Genomic DNA, 15,552 nt, shown 5'->3' with positions numbered 1-15,552 from the left:
GAGCCACAGAACCACACCCCCAGAGAACCGTCGCAAGACCTCCCACGTGGGCGGTCAACGCAACATCACACGACAGACTGACGAGTCCCGGAGAAGCGGCGATGAGCCGGTTGCGGGCGAGGAAGCGGTGCCGCGCCGGCGGGGTGCCGGGCGGGTACTCAGTGACGACCGCGCCACCGGAGCGGACGATCCGGTTCAGCAGGGTGACGTGCCCTGCCGGGTAGCCGGCGTCGATCGCACAGCCCAGGACGGCGACGGTCACGCCGTCGGCGGCGAGCGCGCCAGCGTGTGCTGCGCCGTCGATGCCGTAGGCGGCGCCGGAGATCACCGGCACACTCCGGTTGGCCAGCTCGTAGGCGAGTTCGGAGGCGTGGTGTTCGCCGTATGCGGTGGCGGCCCGGGAGCCCACGATCGCGACCGAGGGCGCGGCCGCCAGCTCGGCCAGCCGTACGTCGCCCTGGATCCACAGGCCCAGCGGCGGACCGCCGAGGGTGTCGCCGTCGGCGGCCAGGGCGCTCAGGCCGGTGAAGACGTCGGCGGGCCAAGCGTCGTCCTCGGGGATCACGAACTGGCCACCGAGGCTGGCTGCGGCCTGCAGGCTGGTGTCGGCGAGCTGCCAGTTCGCGTCGGGGCGGCACTCGTTGAGGACTTCGGTGGGGGCGGTGCGTTCGGACACGTGGTGGGCGGCGTTGACGGGCCCGACCTCGGCGATGTAGCGGGCGAGGGACGGGGTGGTGGGGTCGGCGGCGTGCTGGAGGAACGCGCGGGCGCGCCGCACGTCGGGGAAATCGAGCATGAGGACTCCTTGAGGCGATGTGCTGGGCATGAGGGGGTGAGGGTGTTCAGGTTTCGTTGGGGAAGCGGCGCACGCGGATCTCGTGGCAGCGGCGTTCGACGACGGTGCCGACCGGCCACGCGGCAGCCAGTTGCAGCAGCTCTGTTGCGGCGTTGCCGACGTTGGCGCGCAGGTCGGGCGTGGCCGGAAGTCCCATGGCCGCGAAGGCGGCGTGGAAGCGGCGGACGTAGTCCGTCGGGGTCATGTCGGATTCGACGATTTCGGCGGTTGTGGTGGTCTGGCGGCTGCTGATGCCGACGAAGCTGCGTGCGCAGCCGCAGTACGGGTGGTCCGGATCCTCGTGCGAGAGGCTGGCCAGGTCGACGATCTCGGTCCCGGGGATGCTGTTGGAGTCGTTGTCCCGTTCACCTTGGGTGCGGTGGGTGGAGACGAAGTACTTGAGCACGGTTTCCTCCTCGGTGGCTGCGCCCGGTGGGCGGTGGACGCGGCCTTCGCCAGTGGGCCCTGCGGGTCCGGGGCAAGCCGGCCACGCGAGGGCGGCGGTGTCTGTCGTGGACGGTGGGCTTGCCCCGGATCGCGGGTCTGCTGCACTAGCTGCAGCCACATCCAGCGGGCGCCTGCCCGGGGAGGATGTCGTCGGATGCTGCGTATAGCGCATAGCCCGACACTCAAAGTTATTATTAGAAAACCCGACACACTTGTGGCGAATTACTGATTTTTGAGGCACTCTGGGTTTTAGAAGGTGATCCACGGTGGTCCACAGGGAGCGGCCACAATGGACCCTTCTGGGGATCCGGATCCGCTTCAACCCCCCGCGGTAGAAGGGTTCCCGGCTCGGGAGAGGGCACTGGGGAGGGCGCCTCTCCCGAGCCAAAATATCGCTGACCGACTCCACCTGGCTGTGTTCATCAGCGGCCACACCTCAGGCTGAGGCGTTTCCAGTCAGGAACGAAGGGTCGGTTTTTCTTGCGCGTGCTGATGAGCCGTTGCCCCCACGCTCGAATGAACCTTCTGTCCAGCGGCCGTCAGCACGCAACCCAAGACAGGAGTCTCCAGATGACAACGAGCCATTTGTACACGAAGCGGATCGCCGCGTCACTGCTGACGTTCGGAGCGCTGACGAGTGTGACGATGGCCGGCGCGGCGCCGGTCCAGGCAACGGAGCTCTCACCCGCCGTCGGCGTCGTGACCGGACAACTGGACATCGGCGCGGTCGGCGAAGGTGAGGGCAACGCGGACACGCCGGCTGTCGCGCCCGACGGAACTCTCATCTGGCCTACGCACCTGTCGTCGCACGCTCGACCGATGTCGGCCGCGACGGCGCAGGGCTGGATCGCGGTCATCGCGACCGCGGACGGCGCGCGCATCCGGTCGCGGCCCGTTGACGGTCCGGTGCTCGGCACGATCGGCTATGGCGCCGCGTTTTGGGTGTCGTGCACTCGGCGGGCCTCCGATGGGCACGCGTGGGGGTGGTCCTACCGCGGCGGCACCTACGGGTGGGTGCGTGGAGACCTGTGGGAAGTCGAGCAGCACACTGGTCCCGGCGGAGCTGGGACACCGGTAGTGCCCCGGTGCCCATGACGCTGTCGCCGCAGCAGCGGAATCGAATGCTGACGAGTCGTCCTGGGTCCACCCTGCTCTCATCCCGGATCTACCGGGCGAGGGCAGGGATCGCGCAACGGTGTGCGTTCGATGGTCGCCGGTTGTCTGTTTGTGCGTGCGGTAACCGATGTGGTGTCCGGTGGCTTGGTGTCAGCGTTGCTGCAGGTTGCCGATCACGAACTCGGCCATCTTGGCGACGCCGCCGCAGCGGTCGGTGTCCCAGTAGTTTCCGCGGAGGTCCTTGCCCTCGATTTCGAAGGTCAGCATCTGGTCCGCGGTGACCTCGACCGAGACCGAGCACTCTTCGGTCGACCCCAACTGGTGGTAGACGACTGCGGGGAGGCCGCGGATCGACGTTTCCGTCCACGGCTCCAGTTCGCCGCTGCGCTTCAACGGGGACGTCGAGAGCTCGGTGAGTGTTTTCGGGCCCTGGACCGGCTTCAACGCCACCAGCAGAGCGCCGGCCGGGTTCGGCCAGGAGCACCCGAACGCCGGGAGGCTCGTACGCCTGAACGGCTTTATCCCGTCCGGCGGGTCGGACACCACGGCTGCGGCTTGCTCCTTGGTCAGCAGGCTGCACGGGTCGGAGTCGAACTTCGCCAGGTTGACGGGGGTGTCGACGCGGTCGAGCGGCAGGGGAGCGCCGGTCTGCGCCGGTGCTGGTGGCTGGGAGAGCACTCGTTGCGGTGCGGATGGTCCGCAGCCGGCGAGCAGGCTGACCGACAGGAGTGTCGCGCACGCGATCGCGGGTGCCCTCATGCCGGTGCCGCCGACGGGTCGACCCGCCACTGCCGTTGGTCGTCGATGCCGGAGTTGCCCGGCATCGGCGGCATGTCCGGGAATTCGGTGTTGCCTTGGACGAGGGCGATGGCCTGACCGCGGAACTTGCCCAAGGTTTCGAAGGCTTGCCCGAACAGGTCGCTGACCGACTTGACCAGGTCGAACAGCGCGTCCGCGACGGTGTCGACGACCTCCTTGGAGGTGATGACGTCGATGATGGGGATTTCCGCCGTCGCGATCGCGATGATCGTCTTGTAGCCGACCTTGCCCAGCTCGACGGCGCAGTTGCCGATGAACTCGATGGCTTTGGCGTAGGTGTCGATGATGCAGCCGGCGATCTCGGCGAGGATTCCGGACATGCTCGCCACGACTTCCTGTTGTCCCTCGAGTGCCTTGCCGGCGAGTTCGGCGTACCCGGCGAACTGTTCCTTGCCGCGGCCGCTCCAGGTGCCGGCCACAGCCAGGACGGCCTGGGCGACGTCGTCGCCGGCGTCGCTGAGCTTCTTCTTCTGCGCGAACTCCATTGCCATGGACTGCACCTGCAGGGCATTGCCCAGCAGCCGGTTGCGGACGTCGTTCAGCAGCCGCAGGACGTTGTCCTGGCCGAAGAGCTGGGCTATCTGCCGGACTTTGGCATCAGCGTCGGTGGGGTAGGGCTGCGGTTGCGCTCGAGGGTCGGGCGGCGCGAGAGGTGGTGTCATGGTCAGTTGAGCCCCTTCTCCAGATCGCGCAGCCGCTTGAAGTCCGCCTCGTCCTGGGTCTCGTAGTAGTCGGCGGCCTTGTCGAGTGCTTCGGCGAGCCGCTCGAGCTGCATGGCACCTTTGTCGGTTTTGTCCCGCATGTGGGCGATGGTCTCGTTGAAGATGCGCACAACGTCGGCTTGGACGCCGAGCATCCCGACGTCGTCGTCGCGCAGGACGATGTGGGCCAGGTCGTCGCGGGCGAACGTGGCGACTTTGTCGCGGGCGGCGTAGATGTCGTCGGTGGCTTTGCGCAGGGCTTCGGGGTAGACCTCGAAGCTCGAACCGGCTGCGGCGTTGCCGAGGGGGTTGAAGTTGCCGCTGCTCATCGGGTCTCCCGTGCCGCATCGTCGAGCATGTTCTTGCGCCGGGTCGCGGCCGCGGATTCGGCGTTGGTGATCGCGCGCAGTACGTGCCCGGCGAGGCTGGCGCCGGTCTGCGCGGCGACTGCGTTCTGGTCGAGGTCGACCGAGACGAGGCCGCCCAGGCCGTCGACGGTGATCGTGCCGAGGTTGGCGCCGATGTCGAGGACCAGCGGCAAGCTCTCCCCGGTCTTCGCGGCGTGCTCGACGGCGGCGACGCGGGCGTCGATTTCCTTTGCGAGGTGGTAGAGCCGCTCTTCGCTGTTCACCAGCGACCACCTCCGGTCTCGGGCTCGTCGTCTGTGAGGAAGTCGAGTTCCTCGAAGCTCTCGTCGTCAGCCGGCACGGCAGCGCGCCGTGCCGGTTCGGCTGCCGGCGGCGCCGGCGTGGTGGTGGGCGACGACGGCGGGTGTTTGCCGAAGAGGGCGTTCAGGTGTGGCAGCGCCGACGCTTGGGCCGCGGCGCGGGCGTTGCGGACGGCTTCGACGATGCTCAACCCGAGCTTCTGGACGTGAGCGCCGTGCACGGCACGGTCGTCGATGCGCAGGCCGAGCAGCTTTTCCTGGCCGGTCACGGTCGCGGTGATCAGCTGGTCGGCTGAGCGCGCGGTGTGGCGTCCGGCCGCCAGCTGCGCGTCGAGCTCGGCGGCTTGCTGCTGCAGAAGCCGCAGGTCGCGGTGTGGTGCGGTCATGATGGCGCCACGACGGTGTACATGCTGTTTCCCCTACTCCAGGTTCTGCCGAAATGACAGAACGTGCCCGGCGTGCACCTTACTGCGACCGTGGCGTGGTGCAAGCGGAACCGGTAGAGAGCGGTGTAGGTCACGATGGTCGCGAATTGCCGCCAGAGGGTGGGGTGGGGTGGCGGAAGTCGGTGCGGAAGCCGGCGAGGATCTTCTTCGCCTCCGCGCTCATCCGCGCCTGCTCGGCGGGCTGGGTGAGTTGCTGAGGCAGTGGCCGCCCGCCGCCGCGACCGCTGCCGGTTTGCCGGTATCGTCGTGGCCTGGGTGAGGAGGGTGGCCTCGAACGAGTGCCGGTTCGGGTCGTCGTGGTCGAGCAGCTGGAGGAATTCGGCGCCGGCGTAGACGACCGTGCGGTGATGTCGGCGGTTGCGGCGGCAACGCCGGACAGCATCGGAATCCGCGCGACGGCGGCGACGCGGGTGGCCACTCGATCTCGTGGCCCGCACACCGCGATCACGGACACGCCTGCTTGGTCATACCGGACGCCTCGAAGAACTGGCAGCGGTGGAGATGGCTGGTCGACGAGGAACAGCCGCCTCCCGCCGGCCATCGGCTTGGTGCACAACGGGGGGAGCACGTTGTCGGACCCGGATCTTGGGCCGGGTCACAGATCGGACTTCTGCTGCTGGCCGCGAGCCGGGCGCCTCGGGAACCCGGATACCGCAACGATCGTCAGCGCTTGTCGGGAAATGCGCAGTGCATCGGCCACTTTGATGATGGCAGGAAGGGTGACGTCGAGGTCGTTGTTCTCCAAGAGGGCCAGGGTTTCCCGGGGGATTCCTGATCGGAGGGCCACGTCATCGAGGGTGAGTCCACGCGTCTTCCGTTCGGTGCAGACCCAGTTGCCGAGTGAGCGCGAGGTGGTTGTGTCGGAAATCGTGGAGGTGTCTTGCGGTGTTGTCGGGTGCAGGTCGAAGTGGATGTGGAAATCGTGCAGCGCTGCCGCGGCCATTTCGATGCGCGATACCCCGAGAACGTCAGCCAGGGCCGCGATGTCGGCGAGTGCTGTGATGGCAGTTCTGGCGTGCTCCAACTTCCGAATCCGGGACAGGGCAACGCCGGTCGCCGTCGCGAGTCGATCTTGGGCGAGGCCGCGCGCCGTGCGCAGTCGGGCGACCTGCTTTCCCAGAACCAGCTGGCCTGGCGTGAAGATCAGCGTTGCCTGGTCTTGGGCTTGCAACGGCACAGGGTGCGTTTGCGAGCCGGCGTTGTCACCGTGGTGCTCTGCAGATGGAGACGGCGCAGATAGGGGCATGGGACACGGGTATGGCTCGGCGGCGGCTGCTGTCCGTGGCGGTAGGCCGTCGTCGCGAGGTCTGTCCGAGGGTGTGCCTGCTTCAGAATCATCGTCGCCGATGAACGCCGAGCTGCCGAGTTCAGGAGAGCCGCTAGCCGGAAGCGGTGCGCGCAGCCGTAGATGTTCTGCTGCGGCGCCGACGGTGATCAGGTGCAGGTTCCGCAGCCGGGTCACGGTTTCGCGGTAGCGGCTCAGTGCATCGGAGTCGGTGATGTAGGTGCTGGCGTGATAGTGGTGGACGACTGCGGCGATCGTGGTGCTGTCGGTCTCGAAGAGAGAGAACGGGGCGATCAGACCGGGCGGGCATACCTCCGCCGGCACGATCGAAATGGTGATATTGCTGTGCCGATCCAGCTTCTGGAGGTAAGCGAGCTGGTCGTGGACCAGCTGTGGGGGGCAGGTGCTCAGTGCGGTGGTGCCGATGAAGAAGGTGTAGTGACGCTGGGGGTCGGCGATGTCTTCGCGTCGCTGGCGCAAGGCGAAGGCGTATGCCTCGGCGTGGGCGTCGGCCAGGGGGTGATTGAGCACACTGAGGTCGTGTTCCGGTGTGCGAAGCAGGTCGGGGATGAGTGTGGGAGCCCAGACTGTTGTCTGGTCGGCGAGGTGCTCGTAGTGCCAGCCGATCGCTGCGTGGTCCCGGTGATCGGTGTCGACCAGGTCTGGAATGTTTCCCTGGATGGCCAGGTTGATGACGCGCTGCGCGATGGAGTAGTCGACTTCCAGTTTTCCGAGCACGAAAGCTGCCTCGGTTGGCCCTGGGAGGCGAATACCAAGTTCCCAGTTCGATAGCAGCTGTGCGTACAAGCCGATTGATTCGGAAAGAGGTCGCAGCTTGGCGCCGCGTTGCTCGCGGTGGCTGCGGAGTTTGATGCCGACGCCGATGGCTGCGGGGCGGTAGGCGGCGGGATGTTTTTTACGGTTGGTTTCGCGGGTTGTCATGTTTTTCCGGGTCGATGTCGTAGCGGGTTTGAGGTGGTCAGCAGGTCGAGGGACTGTCCGGACGAATCCTGGCGGACTTGGGGTTGCGCCGGGTCGTGAGTGGGTGCCTGGCCGTGCTCGGGGGAGGGTGAGCACGGCCAGGCACCGGTGGTCACCCGCGATCGGGGAAGGCGGTTGCTCGACCTTGATCGCGGGCAGGTGACTGGCCACCTCGGTAGCCGGTCGATTCCGGGCAACCGGTGTCCTCGCACAGGTATCCCGTGTCTTGTGAGGACACCGGCCCCGGTTTCCTGGCCGTCCGCGGCGTCGGGGCACGGTCGGCCAGGAAGTCAGGACGTTGCCGGCCGCCACGGAGGTTCTGGCAGGTCGCGGTCGGATTCAGGTTTCTGGGTGAGGACTGCGGCGGTGAAGTTCCCGCACACCGGCGTGTCGGTGGGCGGCCCGTCGGGGAACCAGGCGAACGCGGGGCCGATGCCAGGTGGTAGCAGGTTCGTGCCGCGGATCATCGCTTCGATCTGGGCTTCGGTGGCGAGACTGCCGGTGCCGGGGCCACGGCGCTGCAGCGCAGTTTCGAATTCGAGTGCCTGGACGGCGAGGTCGGGATGCTCGGGCTGCAGCAGGTGCGTCATGGCCAGGAACGCACTGGCGGGCAGCCGGGCGAGGTGAGCCTGCACGGTCTGGGCGGTGTCGGCGCGGCTGCCGCCGTGGAAGGACATCACGCCGCCCAACAGGAGCGCCACGCGGCGGTTGTTGGGTGAGACCAGGCCGGGGGTTTTCTCGGCGGTGTTGTAGAGGGTGTCCCACATCGCCTGAGGATCCCAGGGATCGGCGTCGACGACGTGGACGCCGTCGTTCTCGTCGGCGATCGTGCGCAGGTGCGCCAGGACCAGGGGGTCGTGATCGACGTAGATCACGCTGACACGAGTGGTGCTCCGCTCGCGGTTTCGGTTGGTCGTCTCGGTGCGGCGGATGAGCGAGTGCAGGTCGTGTTCTCCAGCGATGTTGGGCAGTCCCGCGCCGGCGACGACGATGGTGCTGATGCTTTGCCGGGCAACGAGGTAGGCGGCAGCGCGTTCAAGGAACGCGTGTTCGGACCGGAATACGAATCCTGCGTCCGGTACTTGGGCTTCGAGCAGGCGCGCGGCGTGAAGTTCTCTGTTGTGGGCGAATTTGGCGCAGGGAACATCGCGGTTGTCGCTGTTTTTTGCTTCCCGGAAGGCATCGAGAAGGAAGGCGAGATTGACCCGGTCTGGATTCGTCCCGACTGGTTGCGACCACGGCTTCTCGCTGGCCGTGGTTTGGCGGATTGGGGTGGCGTGTGTTGTCCCTGGTGGCGTCATGGATGTACCGGCGCTTGGTTGGACGGCAGGATGGTGAGGGGTGCGATGCTCAGGCGGCAGTGGTCGGCAAGCCTGGTGAGGTCGTCCGGGGTCGATCCGGGAGACTGTGGGGCTTCGGTGTGGAGCGGTTGTTGTGCCCAGCGGGCTGCGGGACGGGGCGCGTCGGTCTGGGTGGCGGCCAGGACAGCGAGATCCACGCCCAGGTCGAATTCCCAGCCGATGCGGTGCTCGGCCCGTGCCAGCAGCTGCGACGGCCGCAGCTGAACGAGCAGGCCGGCGTCGCCGAGCTCGCGCAGGGACATCGAGCGGGTGGCTTTCTCCCACATGATGAGTGTTCGCGCCGCCACCTGGTTCCGAGGCCACGCGGCAAGCGCAGGGCGGGACCAGCCGCGGTCTTCCCGCTGCTGTTGTAGTTCCGCGCCCACGGCGTGGGCGAACTCGCCGGTGTCGGTGGTGGTCGTCAGGGTCATCCAAGGCTTCCTGGAGCGGGTGGATGGTGTGCGGGAAGTCGGGATCGCGAGTGGGCCAATGCCGTATCCGGACCGTGGGTGTGCGGGAGTCGAGGTAGTCGTGCAGCGGCCGCGCGCGCACGGTGGTCCACGACCAGGTCTCGGGTCTTGCGCCGTCGGTTACTGGCATGGTGGCTCCGCGGTGGTTGGAGGGTTGGTCACGTCGGCTGGCCGGTCGGTGTCTGCGGGATTCTCACTGCATTGAGGTCGTGCGCAGGTGACGGCGGCGCAGGTGTCGCGGTAGCGGGGCTGACGGGACCGAGGGGCAGAGACGGTGTCGCGCCGGGAATCCGCTGACGCGCACGCAGGTGCGAGCACCCCGGTGGATTCGAACGTGGCGTCGTCGACGCGGTGGATCCGCGGATAGTTGGTGGATGGTGACCGAAGGACCGTCGCGGTCGGCCGACTGGCTGAACACGTGATCATGCCGCGGTCCCCCATTTCCAGTGATGATTGCCCGTCGAAGCGGTGTGGTGTCGCGGTTGCGTCGTCGTGCCCGGCGCGGCTCGCTTCTTCGTTGTCGAGGGCGTCGTCGCGATCCTCGCCGAGGGGATTGATCTCGGCGATGACCGACGGCGACAGCCCGGCCGCAAGTCGGTACAGCCGCCCGGTGACCTGCGCGCAGTTTTCGGCCACCGCCTCGATGTCCGGCGCTACCGACTCCGCGCCGGCTGAGCTTCCCGCAACGTGCTCGGCGAGGCCGAGAGTGGTCCGCAGCTCACGGGTCGCTTCCGCCGCGACCGCCCGCGGGGCGTCGGCCGGCTGCTCGCGACGAGCGCAGGCGTGGATGAGGACCTGTGCTCCGGCGCCGATCAGGTCGTAGCCGAGTTTCCTGTAGACCGTACAGTCATGACGGTCACGCTCGGCATACGCGAGCCGCATCAACGCGTCGGTGTAGGCCTCGGTGATGAGGCCGAGCAGCTTGATCGGTGGCGTGCCGGGGTGATCCAGCAGTCGTTCGGAGTCTGTCATCAGTGTGTTCCGGTGACATGGTCGGCGAGGCGGCGATGTGCGCAGTTGTACGGGCAAATGCCGGTGACTGCCGGGCGGGTCCTGCTGGTGTAGATACCTTCGCGGAGTCGGCGGTGACGAGATCGACGTGTCAGATTCGCGGATCGCCTCGTGGCAGCACGATGTTGTGGTTGAGGTGTCTTGCATGGTGATGACGTTCCAGATTCGGGGATGAACAAGGTGGATGCGCCTCGACGCCCGGAGGTTGGAAGCCCGCGTTTCGGTCGAGGCGCGCAGACCGGATAGGAGGGAGGTACGTACATCGCCTGTTCGGGCTGGGATTCTTGGCGGGTTCAGGTTCGAGGGACGGGCTCGTCGGGGTCCACTGGCGGATCGGCGTTCTTGCTCGTTGCCAAGCGGGCAGAAAGGTCGCGCAGTGCACGCGTGAGGCTCTTGTACATGGGGGCGACGTGTGGCGGTGCGATCAGGCGGGGGTCGTCCCAGCCCACAAGAAACGCGGTCAACCTCGCCTGCGCGTACTTCAACGCGCGCGCTTCGTCCGATGACGCATGAACTCGCACCAGTGCGCGGCCGACGATCGTGGCGATCTCCTGCAGCTGCGTGCGTGCCTGTTCTTCGGACTCGGGATCGCGCCAGCGGACGTCCGGCAGCGATACCAGCGCCTGCCGTGCCTGGACGAAGGCGAGTTCTCGTCGCGCGCGTCGCCGCGCCCACGGCCACTTCACGGTGTCCACAGCCGCGGAGCTGAGCCGATCACCAGACGGGGCGCGCGCGGGTCGCTGGGCTCGGGAAGGTCGACGAGCTGGTGCAGGACGTCGAGGGCGTCGCCTTCGCGTTCCCAGACCTTCCCGCCAGCGCGATCCGTGCGCAGGGCGGCGGCGTCGGTCTCGCTCTTGAGGCGGAGGGCGTCGACGAAGCCGTCCACCTCCCATGCGAAGGCGCCCGTGATCTTCTCGAGGAGACCGTCGGTGTCAAACACTGGATGGAAGTCCCAGTGGCGTTTCAGCAAGGTGGTGAACGGCTCGCTGGCCGGCTCGTCCCAGAGGAACGCGAACGGGCTCGTCACGGGGATGGTCATCGGAGGCCGCGTCCAATGTTGTTGAGCTGGCCGTGGTGCGGAGAAGTGTTCCGGCTGGCGGTTGCACGCGCTCGCTTTCGGCTGGCCACCCATTGCTGGGCCAGACCAATAGCGAATGCGATGGCGAACAGGGCGGTGAAGGTGATGGGCAGCAGCGTTGCCAGGTATCCGTAGTCGACTGTCATCGTGCGCTCCTCACATTCACTCGTGTGACGCGGTCCCGGCTCGACAACCGATCGCATGCCGGATAGCCGCGTCGAATTTGCCTTTCCGGTAGCCTGGTAGCTACGGGGCGTGATGGGAACTGAATCGCCGTTCGCAACTGTTCGCAGCGGGACGGGAGATCGTGCACGAGCTGGGTGGACAACTGCGGGCGGCGCGCGAGGCCGCCGGGATCAGCCTGTCGAGGATGGCGGCGAAGACGCACTACAGCAAGACCTACATCTGGCAGCTGGAGAACGGTGAACGCACCGTCAAACCGGAACACGTCACCGCGTACTCGCGGGCGCTGAACGTGGCCGTGGACGCGCTGTACGGGCCGTCGCTGGACCCGCTGCGGCTGGCGCACGAGTGGCTGGTGTCCGACACGCCGGTGGCGGTGCACCGCGCCGCCGGCCGACGCGTCGGCGACAGTCTCGCCGATGAACTCGAGCGCCGGGTCATCGAGCTTCGTCACCTGGACGACACCGTCGGCGGAGGCGATCTGAACCCGCTGGTCCACCGCGAGCTGGCCGAGGCCGCTGACGTCGTGAACGGCGGAAGCTACACCGAGCAGGTCGGCCGGCGACTGCGCGTGGTGGTCGGCGAGCTCGCCCAGCTGGCCGGCTGGGTCGCCAGCGACGCCGGAGCGTACCTGCAGGCCGAACGCACGTACCTGGACGGCGTCTCCGCAGCTCGCGAGGCCGGAGACGATGCGTTGGCCGGGCAGCTGTTCTCGTCGCTGGCCTATCAGATGGCCAACGTGGGCGATCCGGCCGACGCCCAGCTGCTCGCCAAGAGCGCGGTGACCGGCGCCCGGCAAGCCTCGCCGGTCGTCCGGACACTCCTGCTCGAACGCCTGGCCTGGGCCAGTGCGCGATCCCGCGACCAGGAGGCCGCCCGCCGCGCGCTGGACGGGGTCGACATCGCTTTCGACCAGCAGTCCGTCGATGTTCCGGAACCCGAATGGGTGTACTGGATGTCGCGGGACGAGATCGATGTGATGGCTGGCCGGTGCCTGATCGAGCTGGGCGATCCGGCTGCCGCGGCGCCGCTGCTCACGGCTGCGATCGACCGCTACGACCGCGCACACGCCCGCGAGGTGGCGTTGTACCGCACGTGGCTGGCTGAGTCCTACGCCCGTGCCGGCGAACTGGACGCGGCGCGTGCCGCCCTTGACGAGGCGAGAGCTGCCGCCGTGGACGTCAACTCCACGAGGCTTGCGCGCCGGATGGGTGAGGTCGAACTGCTTATTCAGGGTTGATGAGTGTTCGCCGTGGTGCACCGGGATCGCCTCGTTCGTTGCTTGCGGATGCTGAGTGGCACCCGACGACCGGGACGCATCACGGTGAACGAGAAGTAGCGCCTGCGGGAGTTCGCCCGTGACCTCGAAGGCGAGAGGACGATCAACCGGCCGCCAAGGTGCCAGAACTCGACGGTAGGACGATTACTTGCCGGTAACCCGAACTGTCAGTTCGGGTAGGTAGCTGGCGAGGGGTTGGCTTAATCTGGCAGGCCGACTCGGCTGGCGAGCTGGACGGCGCCGGCTGCCTCGGTCCGTCGCCCGCGTTTCATGACGGTACGAATCAGCGAATGGGCCGCGGGCCGAAAGCTGACGTCTTCCGGTGCGTCGGTTTCGGCGGTCGTCAAGAGGGCCAGGGTTTGGGCGAACTCGCGGCGTTGTGCGTAGCCCTTCGCCTGGTCGAGCAAGAAAGCCACCCGTCGCTCGATCGAGAGCGATCGCTCATGGTCGATGTGGGCGGCCAGCCGCAAGCCCTCGACGGCCTCACCGGACTCCACCTCGATTGAGACGGCGTACATCGCCACGTTGGTCGGCCCGAAGGCGGTCCAGCAGACGTTGCGGTCGCCGACTCGCTCGGCAAGCGGCGTCGCCTGTCGGAGTCGCTCGCGGCCTGTCCAAGCATCCCCGGCCCGGACAGAGGCCACGGCAGCGAGGAGGAGAAGCGCGCCGGACATCGCCACAGCGTCGAGGTGGTCCGGACCGAGCGCGGCCTGAAGCTCGGTGAGCGCCTTCATGGCTTCGTCTTCAGCGGCCTGGGCGTGGCCATCGGCGAGCATGACCTGTATGAGGTTCCAGCGGGCGCCGGCTAGCCGGAGCGGATCGTCCGCTTGTTCCGCGGACCGCTGTGCGCGGTCGGCAGCCAGGAGGGACAGATCTACGCGGCCGATGCGCTTCGTCACGGTCCGAACGAGTCCGTACAAGTCGGCGGCCACGGACTGCGCCTGGCGCCGGTGTTTGCCCGAGGTGCTGCGGACCGTCGCGTCGGTGGTTGCGATGAGCTCTGGCAAGTCGGTGGTCAATTCGCTGTAGCGGTGACCGGACGTCTGCCAGATGCTCCAGGCCTCGCAGACTTGGCGCCCGAGGTCACTAACACGGGCTGGACCTGCCGTCGCCGGCGCAGTCATGGCGCAGTAGATCGCGTCCCCGGCAGCATTAGAGGCGCGCCGGTGCGCCGCAATTGGCTCGGCGCTCAGCAGGTCACCCAGCTTGACGCGCAGGACTTCGGCGAGCTGTGCGAGCACTGGAATCGTGGGCAGCTTCTGGCCGCGTTCGATCTGGTAGAGGTAGTCCGGCGTGATACCAGTGAGCCCGGCAACGACCGTCTTCGTCTGTCGGGCGGCCGTGCGGTAGAACCGCACCCGATCACCCACCATCCGCGCCAACTGGTCGTTCACGATCTTGTGCCGCCTCCCCGCTAGGCTTCTGACCAGCCCGAATGGTATCTCGCCGCACTCAATTCGTCACGGATGGCACACTCACGACATGACCACGCCTGATGCTGTGCCTCGGACCTTGGTGCTGTGGGACATCGACCACACGCTCATCGAGACAAGAGGCGTTGGGCGGGCGATCTACGAGCGGGCGTTTCCGGCGGCCACCGGAAAGCCGCTGGCCAGGCTGGCGACCATCGCGGGTCGGACCGAACTGGACATCATGGCCGAATCGCTGAAGGTCAACGGGCTGGAAGCGACCGACCAGGCCGTCCAGAAGCTTGCGGATGCCCTGGTGCAGGGTTACACAGACGCCCGCTCAGAACTGGCTACCACCGGACGCGCTCTGCCCGGCGCTCCGGAAACGCTCGCGCGGTTCGCTGCCAACCCTGCGATCCACCAGGCGATCCTTACGGGAAACCTGCGGGAGGTGGCACGTATCAAACTGGATGTTTTTGACCTCGCAGGCTTCCTTGACTTCGACAGCAGCGCGTTCGGAGACGATCACGCTGACCGCTCCGAGTTGGTACAGATCGCGCGTCAGCGAGCTGAGGCACGCACTGGCGCGCATTTTGACAACGAGCAGGTCGTGCTGATCGGCGACACGCCGAATGACGTCAGGGCCGCGTTGTCTGCAGGTGTGCGGGTAGTCGGTGTTGCGACCGGTAAGACAGATGAAACTGAGTTGCGCCAGGCTGGAGCCACTCGCGCGGTGTCGACTCTGGCGGACATTCCAGCTGTAGTCTTTTCGATTCTCGAAATTCCCGAGATGCCTGCAGAGTCGATCGCTATAGATCGGAAGGATCCTTGAGCTCGTCGTCGGGTGGGGTTGGCGAGAATCCAATGAGTTTAAAAGAGTCTTGCTGCGCGAGCAGGCCAATTCCTAATATTTGAAAGAATGGTGCAGTATCCTTCGTGGTAGTGCGTGGTAATTCTTGCCATAGTGAGTAGTCGTCGACGAATATTCCTTTCCTGATAGCCAAGTTCTCGTCTATGAACTTGCGCTGTAAGGGCATGAAGAAGACCCAGGACCCATGGCCGCGTCGCGCGTCTGCGAACTTTTCGCCTGGCAGTATTTCTGTCCGGTCTACAACTGTGGCAAAGGTCATCGAATCCTTCGACTCTTGCTCAACGACATAGTTTGGGACCGCAGGAATTGCCCAGAGTCGAAAGTCGTCAGGGATGGCGAATAGCTCCTGGCCGTTTTCCACTTCGGATATTTCGGCTTTTCGATGATTATCGGCAAGCCAGACGGTAACGTCGGGAGGATTTGCGACGGACACGTACTTGCTGTTAATCGAAGATTCGTCCGGGATTGTGACCAGTGGCTTGAAGTTTTTCGGGTATGCGACAAGTAGTCGGATCGATGACGTTTCGCCGCCGCCAATGTCGACCTTCGTGTCTCCTCGGTTTTCGAGGGTGAACTTGAACTTCTTCACTGCCTGATCTCGTACGCCTGACCAG

The 15,552-nt window shown here is 66.4% G+C and carries 19 protein-coding genes; 3 read left to right on the top strand and 16 right to left on the bottom strand.

What is annotated here, in order from left to right:
• A partial coding sequence (locus ACWEVN_RS11730) for a DNA-processing protein DprA (RefSeq protein ID WP_452051214.1) occupies positions 1-796 on the bottom strand: 796 nt, incomplete at its 3' end.
• Between the two features lie 46 nt (positions 797-842).
• Positions 843-1,241 carry a DUF7715 family protein gene (locus ACWEVN_RS11725; RefSeq protein WP_452051213.1) on the bottom strand — a complete coding sequence of 133 codons (399 nt, stop codon included), beginning with the start codon at positions 1,239-1,241 and terminating at the stop codon, positions 843-845.
• 611 nt (positions 1,242-1,852) lie between these two features.
• Between ACWEVN_RS11725 and ACWEVN_RS11720 the strand changes: the two genes are divergently transcribed.
• Entirely contained in the window at positions 1,853-2,377 is a 525-nt protein-coding gene (locus tag ACWEVN_RS11720) for a hypothetical protein (protein WP_452051212.1), read from the top strand.
• 171 nt (positions 2,378-2,548) lie between these two features.
• Here the strand turns inward: ACWEVN_RS11720 and ACWEVN_RS11715 are convergent, their stop codons facing one another.
• The 12 genes from ACWEVN_RS11715 to ACWEVN_RS11660 form a co-directional block, all read right to left on the bottom strand.
• The gene (locus ACWEVN_RS11715; RefSeq protein ID WP_452051211.1) at positions 2,549-3,157 is read right to left on the bottom strand and encodes a DUF3558 domain-containing protein; all 609 of its coding nucleotides are present in this window, start codon (positions 3,155-3,157) and stop codon (positions 2,549-2,551) included.
• Positions 3,154-3,879 (bottom strand): hypothetical protein, encoded by a 726-nt coding sequence (locus tag ACWEVN_RS11710; RefSeq protein WP_452051210.1) that lies wholly within the window; start codon positions 3,877-3,879, stop codon positions 3,154-3,156. The genes ACWEVN_RS11715 and ACWEVN_RS11710 overlap by 4 nt, the downstream gene beginning before the upstream one ends.
• A 2-nt stretch (positions 3,880-3,881) precedes the next feature.
• Positions 3,882-4,247 (bottom strand): hypothetical protein, encoded by a 366-nt coding sequence (locus tag ACWEVN_RS11705; RefSeq protein WP_452051209.1) that lies wholly within the window; start codon positions 4,245-4,247, stop codon positions 3,882-3,884.
• Positions 4,244-4,549 (bottom strand): hypothetical protein, encoded by a 306-nt coding sequence (locus ACWEVN_RS11700; protein WP_452051208.1) that lies wholly within the window; start codon positions 4,547-4,549, stop codon positions 4,244-4,246. The genes ACWEVN_RS11705 and ACWEVN_RS11700 overlap by 4 nt, the downstream gene beginning before the upstream one ends.
• Complete coding sequence (locus tag ACWEVN_RS11695) at positions 4,546-4,971, bottom strand: YbaB/EbfC family nucleoid-associated protein (protein ID WP_452051207.1); 426 nt, start codon at positions 4,969-4,971, stop codon at positions 4,546-4,548. The genes ACWEVN_RS11700 and ACWEVN_RS11695 overlap by 4 nt, the downstream gene beginning before the upstream one ends.
• A gap of 655 nt (positions 4,972-5,626) precedes the next feature.
• Positions 5,627-7,258 carry a Scr1 family TA system antitoxin-like transcriptional regulator gene (locus ACWEVN_RS11690; RefSeq protein ID WP_452051206.1) on the bottom strand — a complete coding sequence of 544 codons (1,632 nt, stop codon included), beginning with the start codon at positions 7,256-7,258 and terminating at the stop codon, positions 5,627-5,629.
• Between the two features lie 329 nt (positions 7,259-7,587).
• Entirely contained in the window at positions 7,588-8,598 is a 1,011-nt protein-coding gene (locus tag ACWEVN_RS11685; protein WP_452051205.1) for an SAM-dependent methyltransferase, read from the bottom strand.
• Positions 8,595-9,068 carry a hypothetical protein gene (locus ACWEVN_RS11680; protein WP_452051204.1) on the bottom strand — a complete coding sequence of 158 codons (474 nt, stop codon included), beginning with the start codon at positions 9,066-9,068 and terminating at the stop codon, positions 8,595-8,597. The genes ACWEVN_RS11685 and ACWEVN_RS11680 overlap by 4 nt, the downstream gene beginning before the upstream one ends.
• 159 nt (positions 9,069-9,227) lie before the next feature.
• On the bottom strand, positions 9,228-10,079 hold the full coding sequence (locus ACWEVN_RS11675; protein ID WP_452051203.1) for a hypothetical protein: 852 nt from the start codon (positions 10,077-10,079) through the stop codon (positions 9,228-9,230).
• A gap of 332 nt (positions 10,080-10,411) precedes the next feature.
• Positions 10,412-10,813 carry a hypothetical protein gene (locus tag ACWEVN_RS11670; RefSeq protein WP_452051202.1) on the bottom strand — a complete coding sequence of 134 codons (402 nt, stop codon included), beginning with the start codon at positions 10,811-10,813 and terminating at the stop codon, positions 10,412-10,414.
• Complete coding sequence (locus ACWEVN_RS11665) at positions 10,801-11,157, bottom strand: hypothetical protein (RefSeq protein ID WP_452051201.1); 357 nt, start codon at positions 11,155-11,157, stop codon at positions 10,801-10,803. Before ACWEVN_RS11665 ends, ACWEVN_RS11670 begins: the two co-directional genes overlap by 13 nt.
• The gene (locus ACWEVN_RS11660; protein ID WP_452051200.1) at positions 11,154-11,342 is read right to left on the bottom strand and encodes a hypothetical protein; all 189 of its coding nucleotides are present in this window, start codon (positions 11,340-11,342) and stop codon (positions 11,154-11,156) included. The genes ACWEVN_RS11665 and ACWEVN_RS11660 overlap by 4 nt, the downstream gene beginning before the upstream one ends.
• Positions 11,343-11,503: 161 nt before the next feature.
• On the opposite strand from ACWEVN_RS11660, the gene ACWEVN_RS11655 reads away from it, so the two are divergent.
• The gene (locus tag ACWEVN_RS11655; protein ID WP_452051199.1) at positions 11,504-12,619 is read left to right on the top strand and encodes a helix-turn-helix domain-containing protein; all 1,116 of its coding nucleotides are present in this window, start codon (positions 11,504-11,506) and stop codon (positions 12,617-12,619) included.
• 239 nt (positions 12,620-12,858) lie between these two features.
• On the opposite strand, the gene ACWEVN_RS11650 is transcribed toward ACWEVN_RS11655, so the two are convergent.
• Positions 12,859-14,052, bottom strand: a complete 1,194-nt coding sequence (locus tag ACWEVN_RS11650) for a helix-turn-helix domain-containing protein (protein WP_452051198.1) — start codon at positions 14,050-14,052, stop codon at positions 12,859-12,861.
• Between the two features lie 88 nt (positions 14,053-14,140).
• Here ACWEVN_RS11650 and ACWEVN_RS11645 point away from each other — a divergent pair, with 88 nt between their 5' ends.
• Entirely contained in the window at positions 14,141-14,899 is a 759-nt protein-coding gene (locus tag ACWEVN_RS11645) for an HAD family hydrolase (RefSeq protein ID WP_452051197.1), read from the top strand.
• Here ACWEVN_RS11645 and ACWEVN_RS11640 read toward each other — a convergent pair.
• The gene (locus ACWEVN_RS11640; protein WP_452051196.1) at positions 14,877-15,527 is read right to left on the bottom strand and encodes a hypothetical protein; all 651 of its coding nucleotides are present in this window, start codon (positions 15,525-15,527) and stop codon (positions 14,877-14,879) included. The genes ACWEVN_RS11645 and ACWEVN_RS11640 overlap by 23 nt on opposite strands.
• Between the last annotated feature and the right edge of the window lie 25 nt (positions 15,528-15,552).

It is taken from the genome of Amycolatopsis sp. NPDC003861, from assembly GCF_053605405.1.
This window is presented reverse-complemented; position numbering and strand designations above follow the sequence as displayed.

Coding starts and splice junctions, on each gene's coding strand:
- ACWEVN_RS11720 (WP_452051212.1), top strand. CDS start 1,853: ATGACAACGAGCCATTTGTACACGAAGCGGATCGCCGCGTCACTGCTG.
- ACWEVN_RS11715 (WP_452051211.1), bottom strand. CDS start 3,157: ATGAGGGCACCCGCGATCGCGTGCGCGACACTCCTGTCGGTCAGCCTG.
- ACWEVN_RS11710 (WP_452051210.1), bottom strand. CDS start 3,879: ATGACACCACCTCTCGCGCCGCCCGACCCTCGAGCGCAACCGCAGCCC.
- ACWEVN_RS11705 (WP_452051209.1), bottom strand. CDS start 4,247: ATGAGCAGCGGCAACTTCAACCCCCTCGGCAACGCCGCAGCCGGTTCG.
- ACWEVN_RS11695 (WP_452051207.1), bottom strand. CDS start 4,971: ATGACCGCACCACACCGCGACCTGCGGCTTCTGCAGCAGCAAGCCGCC.
- ACWEVN_RS11690 (WP_452051206.1), bottom strand. CDS start 7,258: ATGACAACCCGCGAAACCAACCGTAAAAAACATCCCGCCGCCTACCGC.
- ACWEVN_RS11685 (WP_452051205.1), bottom strand. CDS start 8,598: ATGACGCCACCAGGGACAACACACGCCACCCCAATCCGCCAAACCACG.
- ACWEVN_RS11680 (WP_452051204.1), bottom strand. CDS start 9,068: ATGACCCTGACGACCACCACCGACACCGGCGAGTTCGCCCACGCCGTG.
- ACWEVN_RS11675 (WP_452051203.1), bottom strand. CDS start 10,079: ATGACAGACTCCGAACGACTGCTGGATCACCCCGGCACGCCACCGATC.
- ACWEVN_RS11665 (WP_452051201.1), bottom strand. CDS start 11,157: ATGACCATCCCCGTGACGAGCCCGTTCGCGTTCCTCTGGGACGAGCCG.
- ACWEVN_RS11660 (WP_452051200.1), bottom strand. CDS start 11,342: ATGACAGTCGACTACGGATACCTGGCAACGCTGCTGCCCATCACCTTC.
- ACWEVN_RS11645 (WP_452051197.1), top strand. CDS start 14,141: ATGACCACGCCTGATGCTGTGCCTCGGACCTTGGTGCTGTGGGACATC.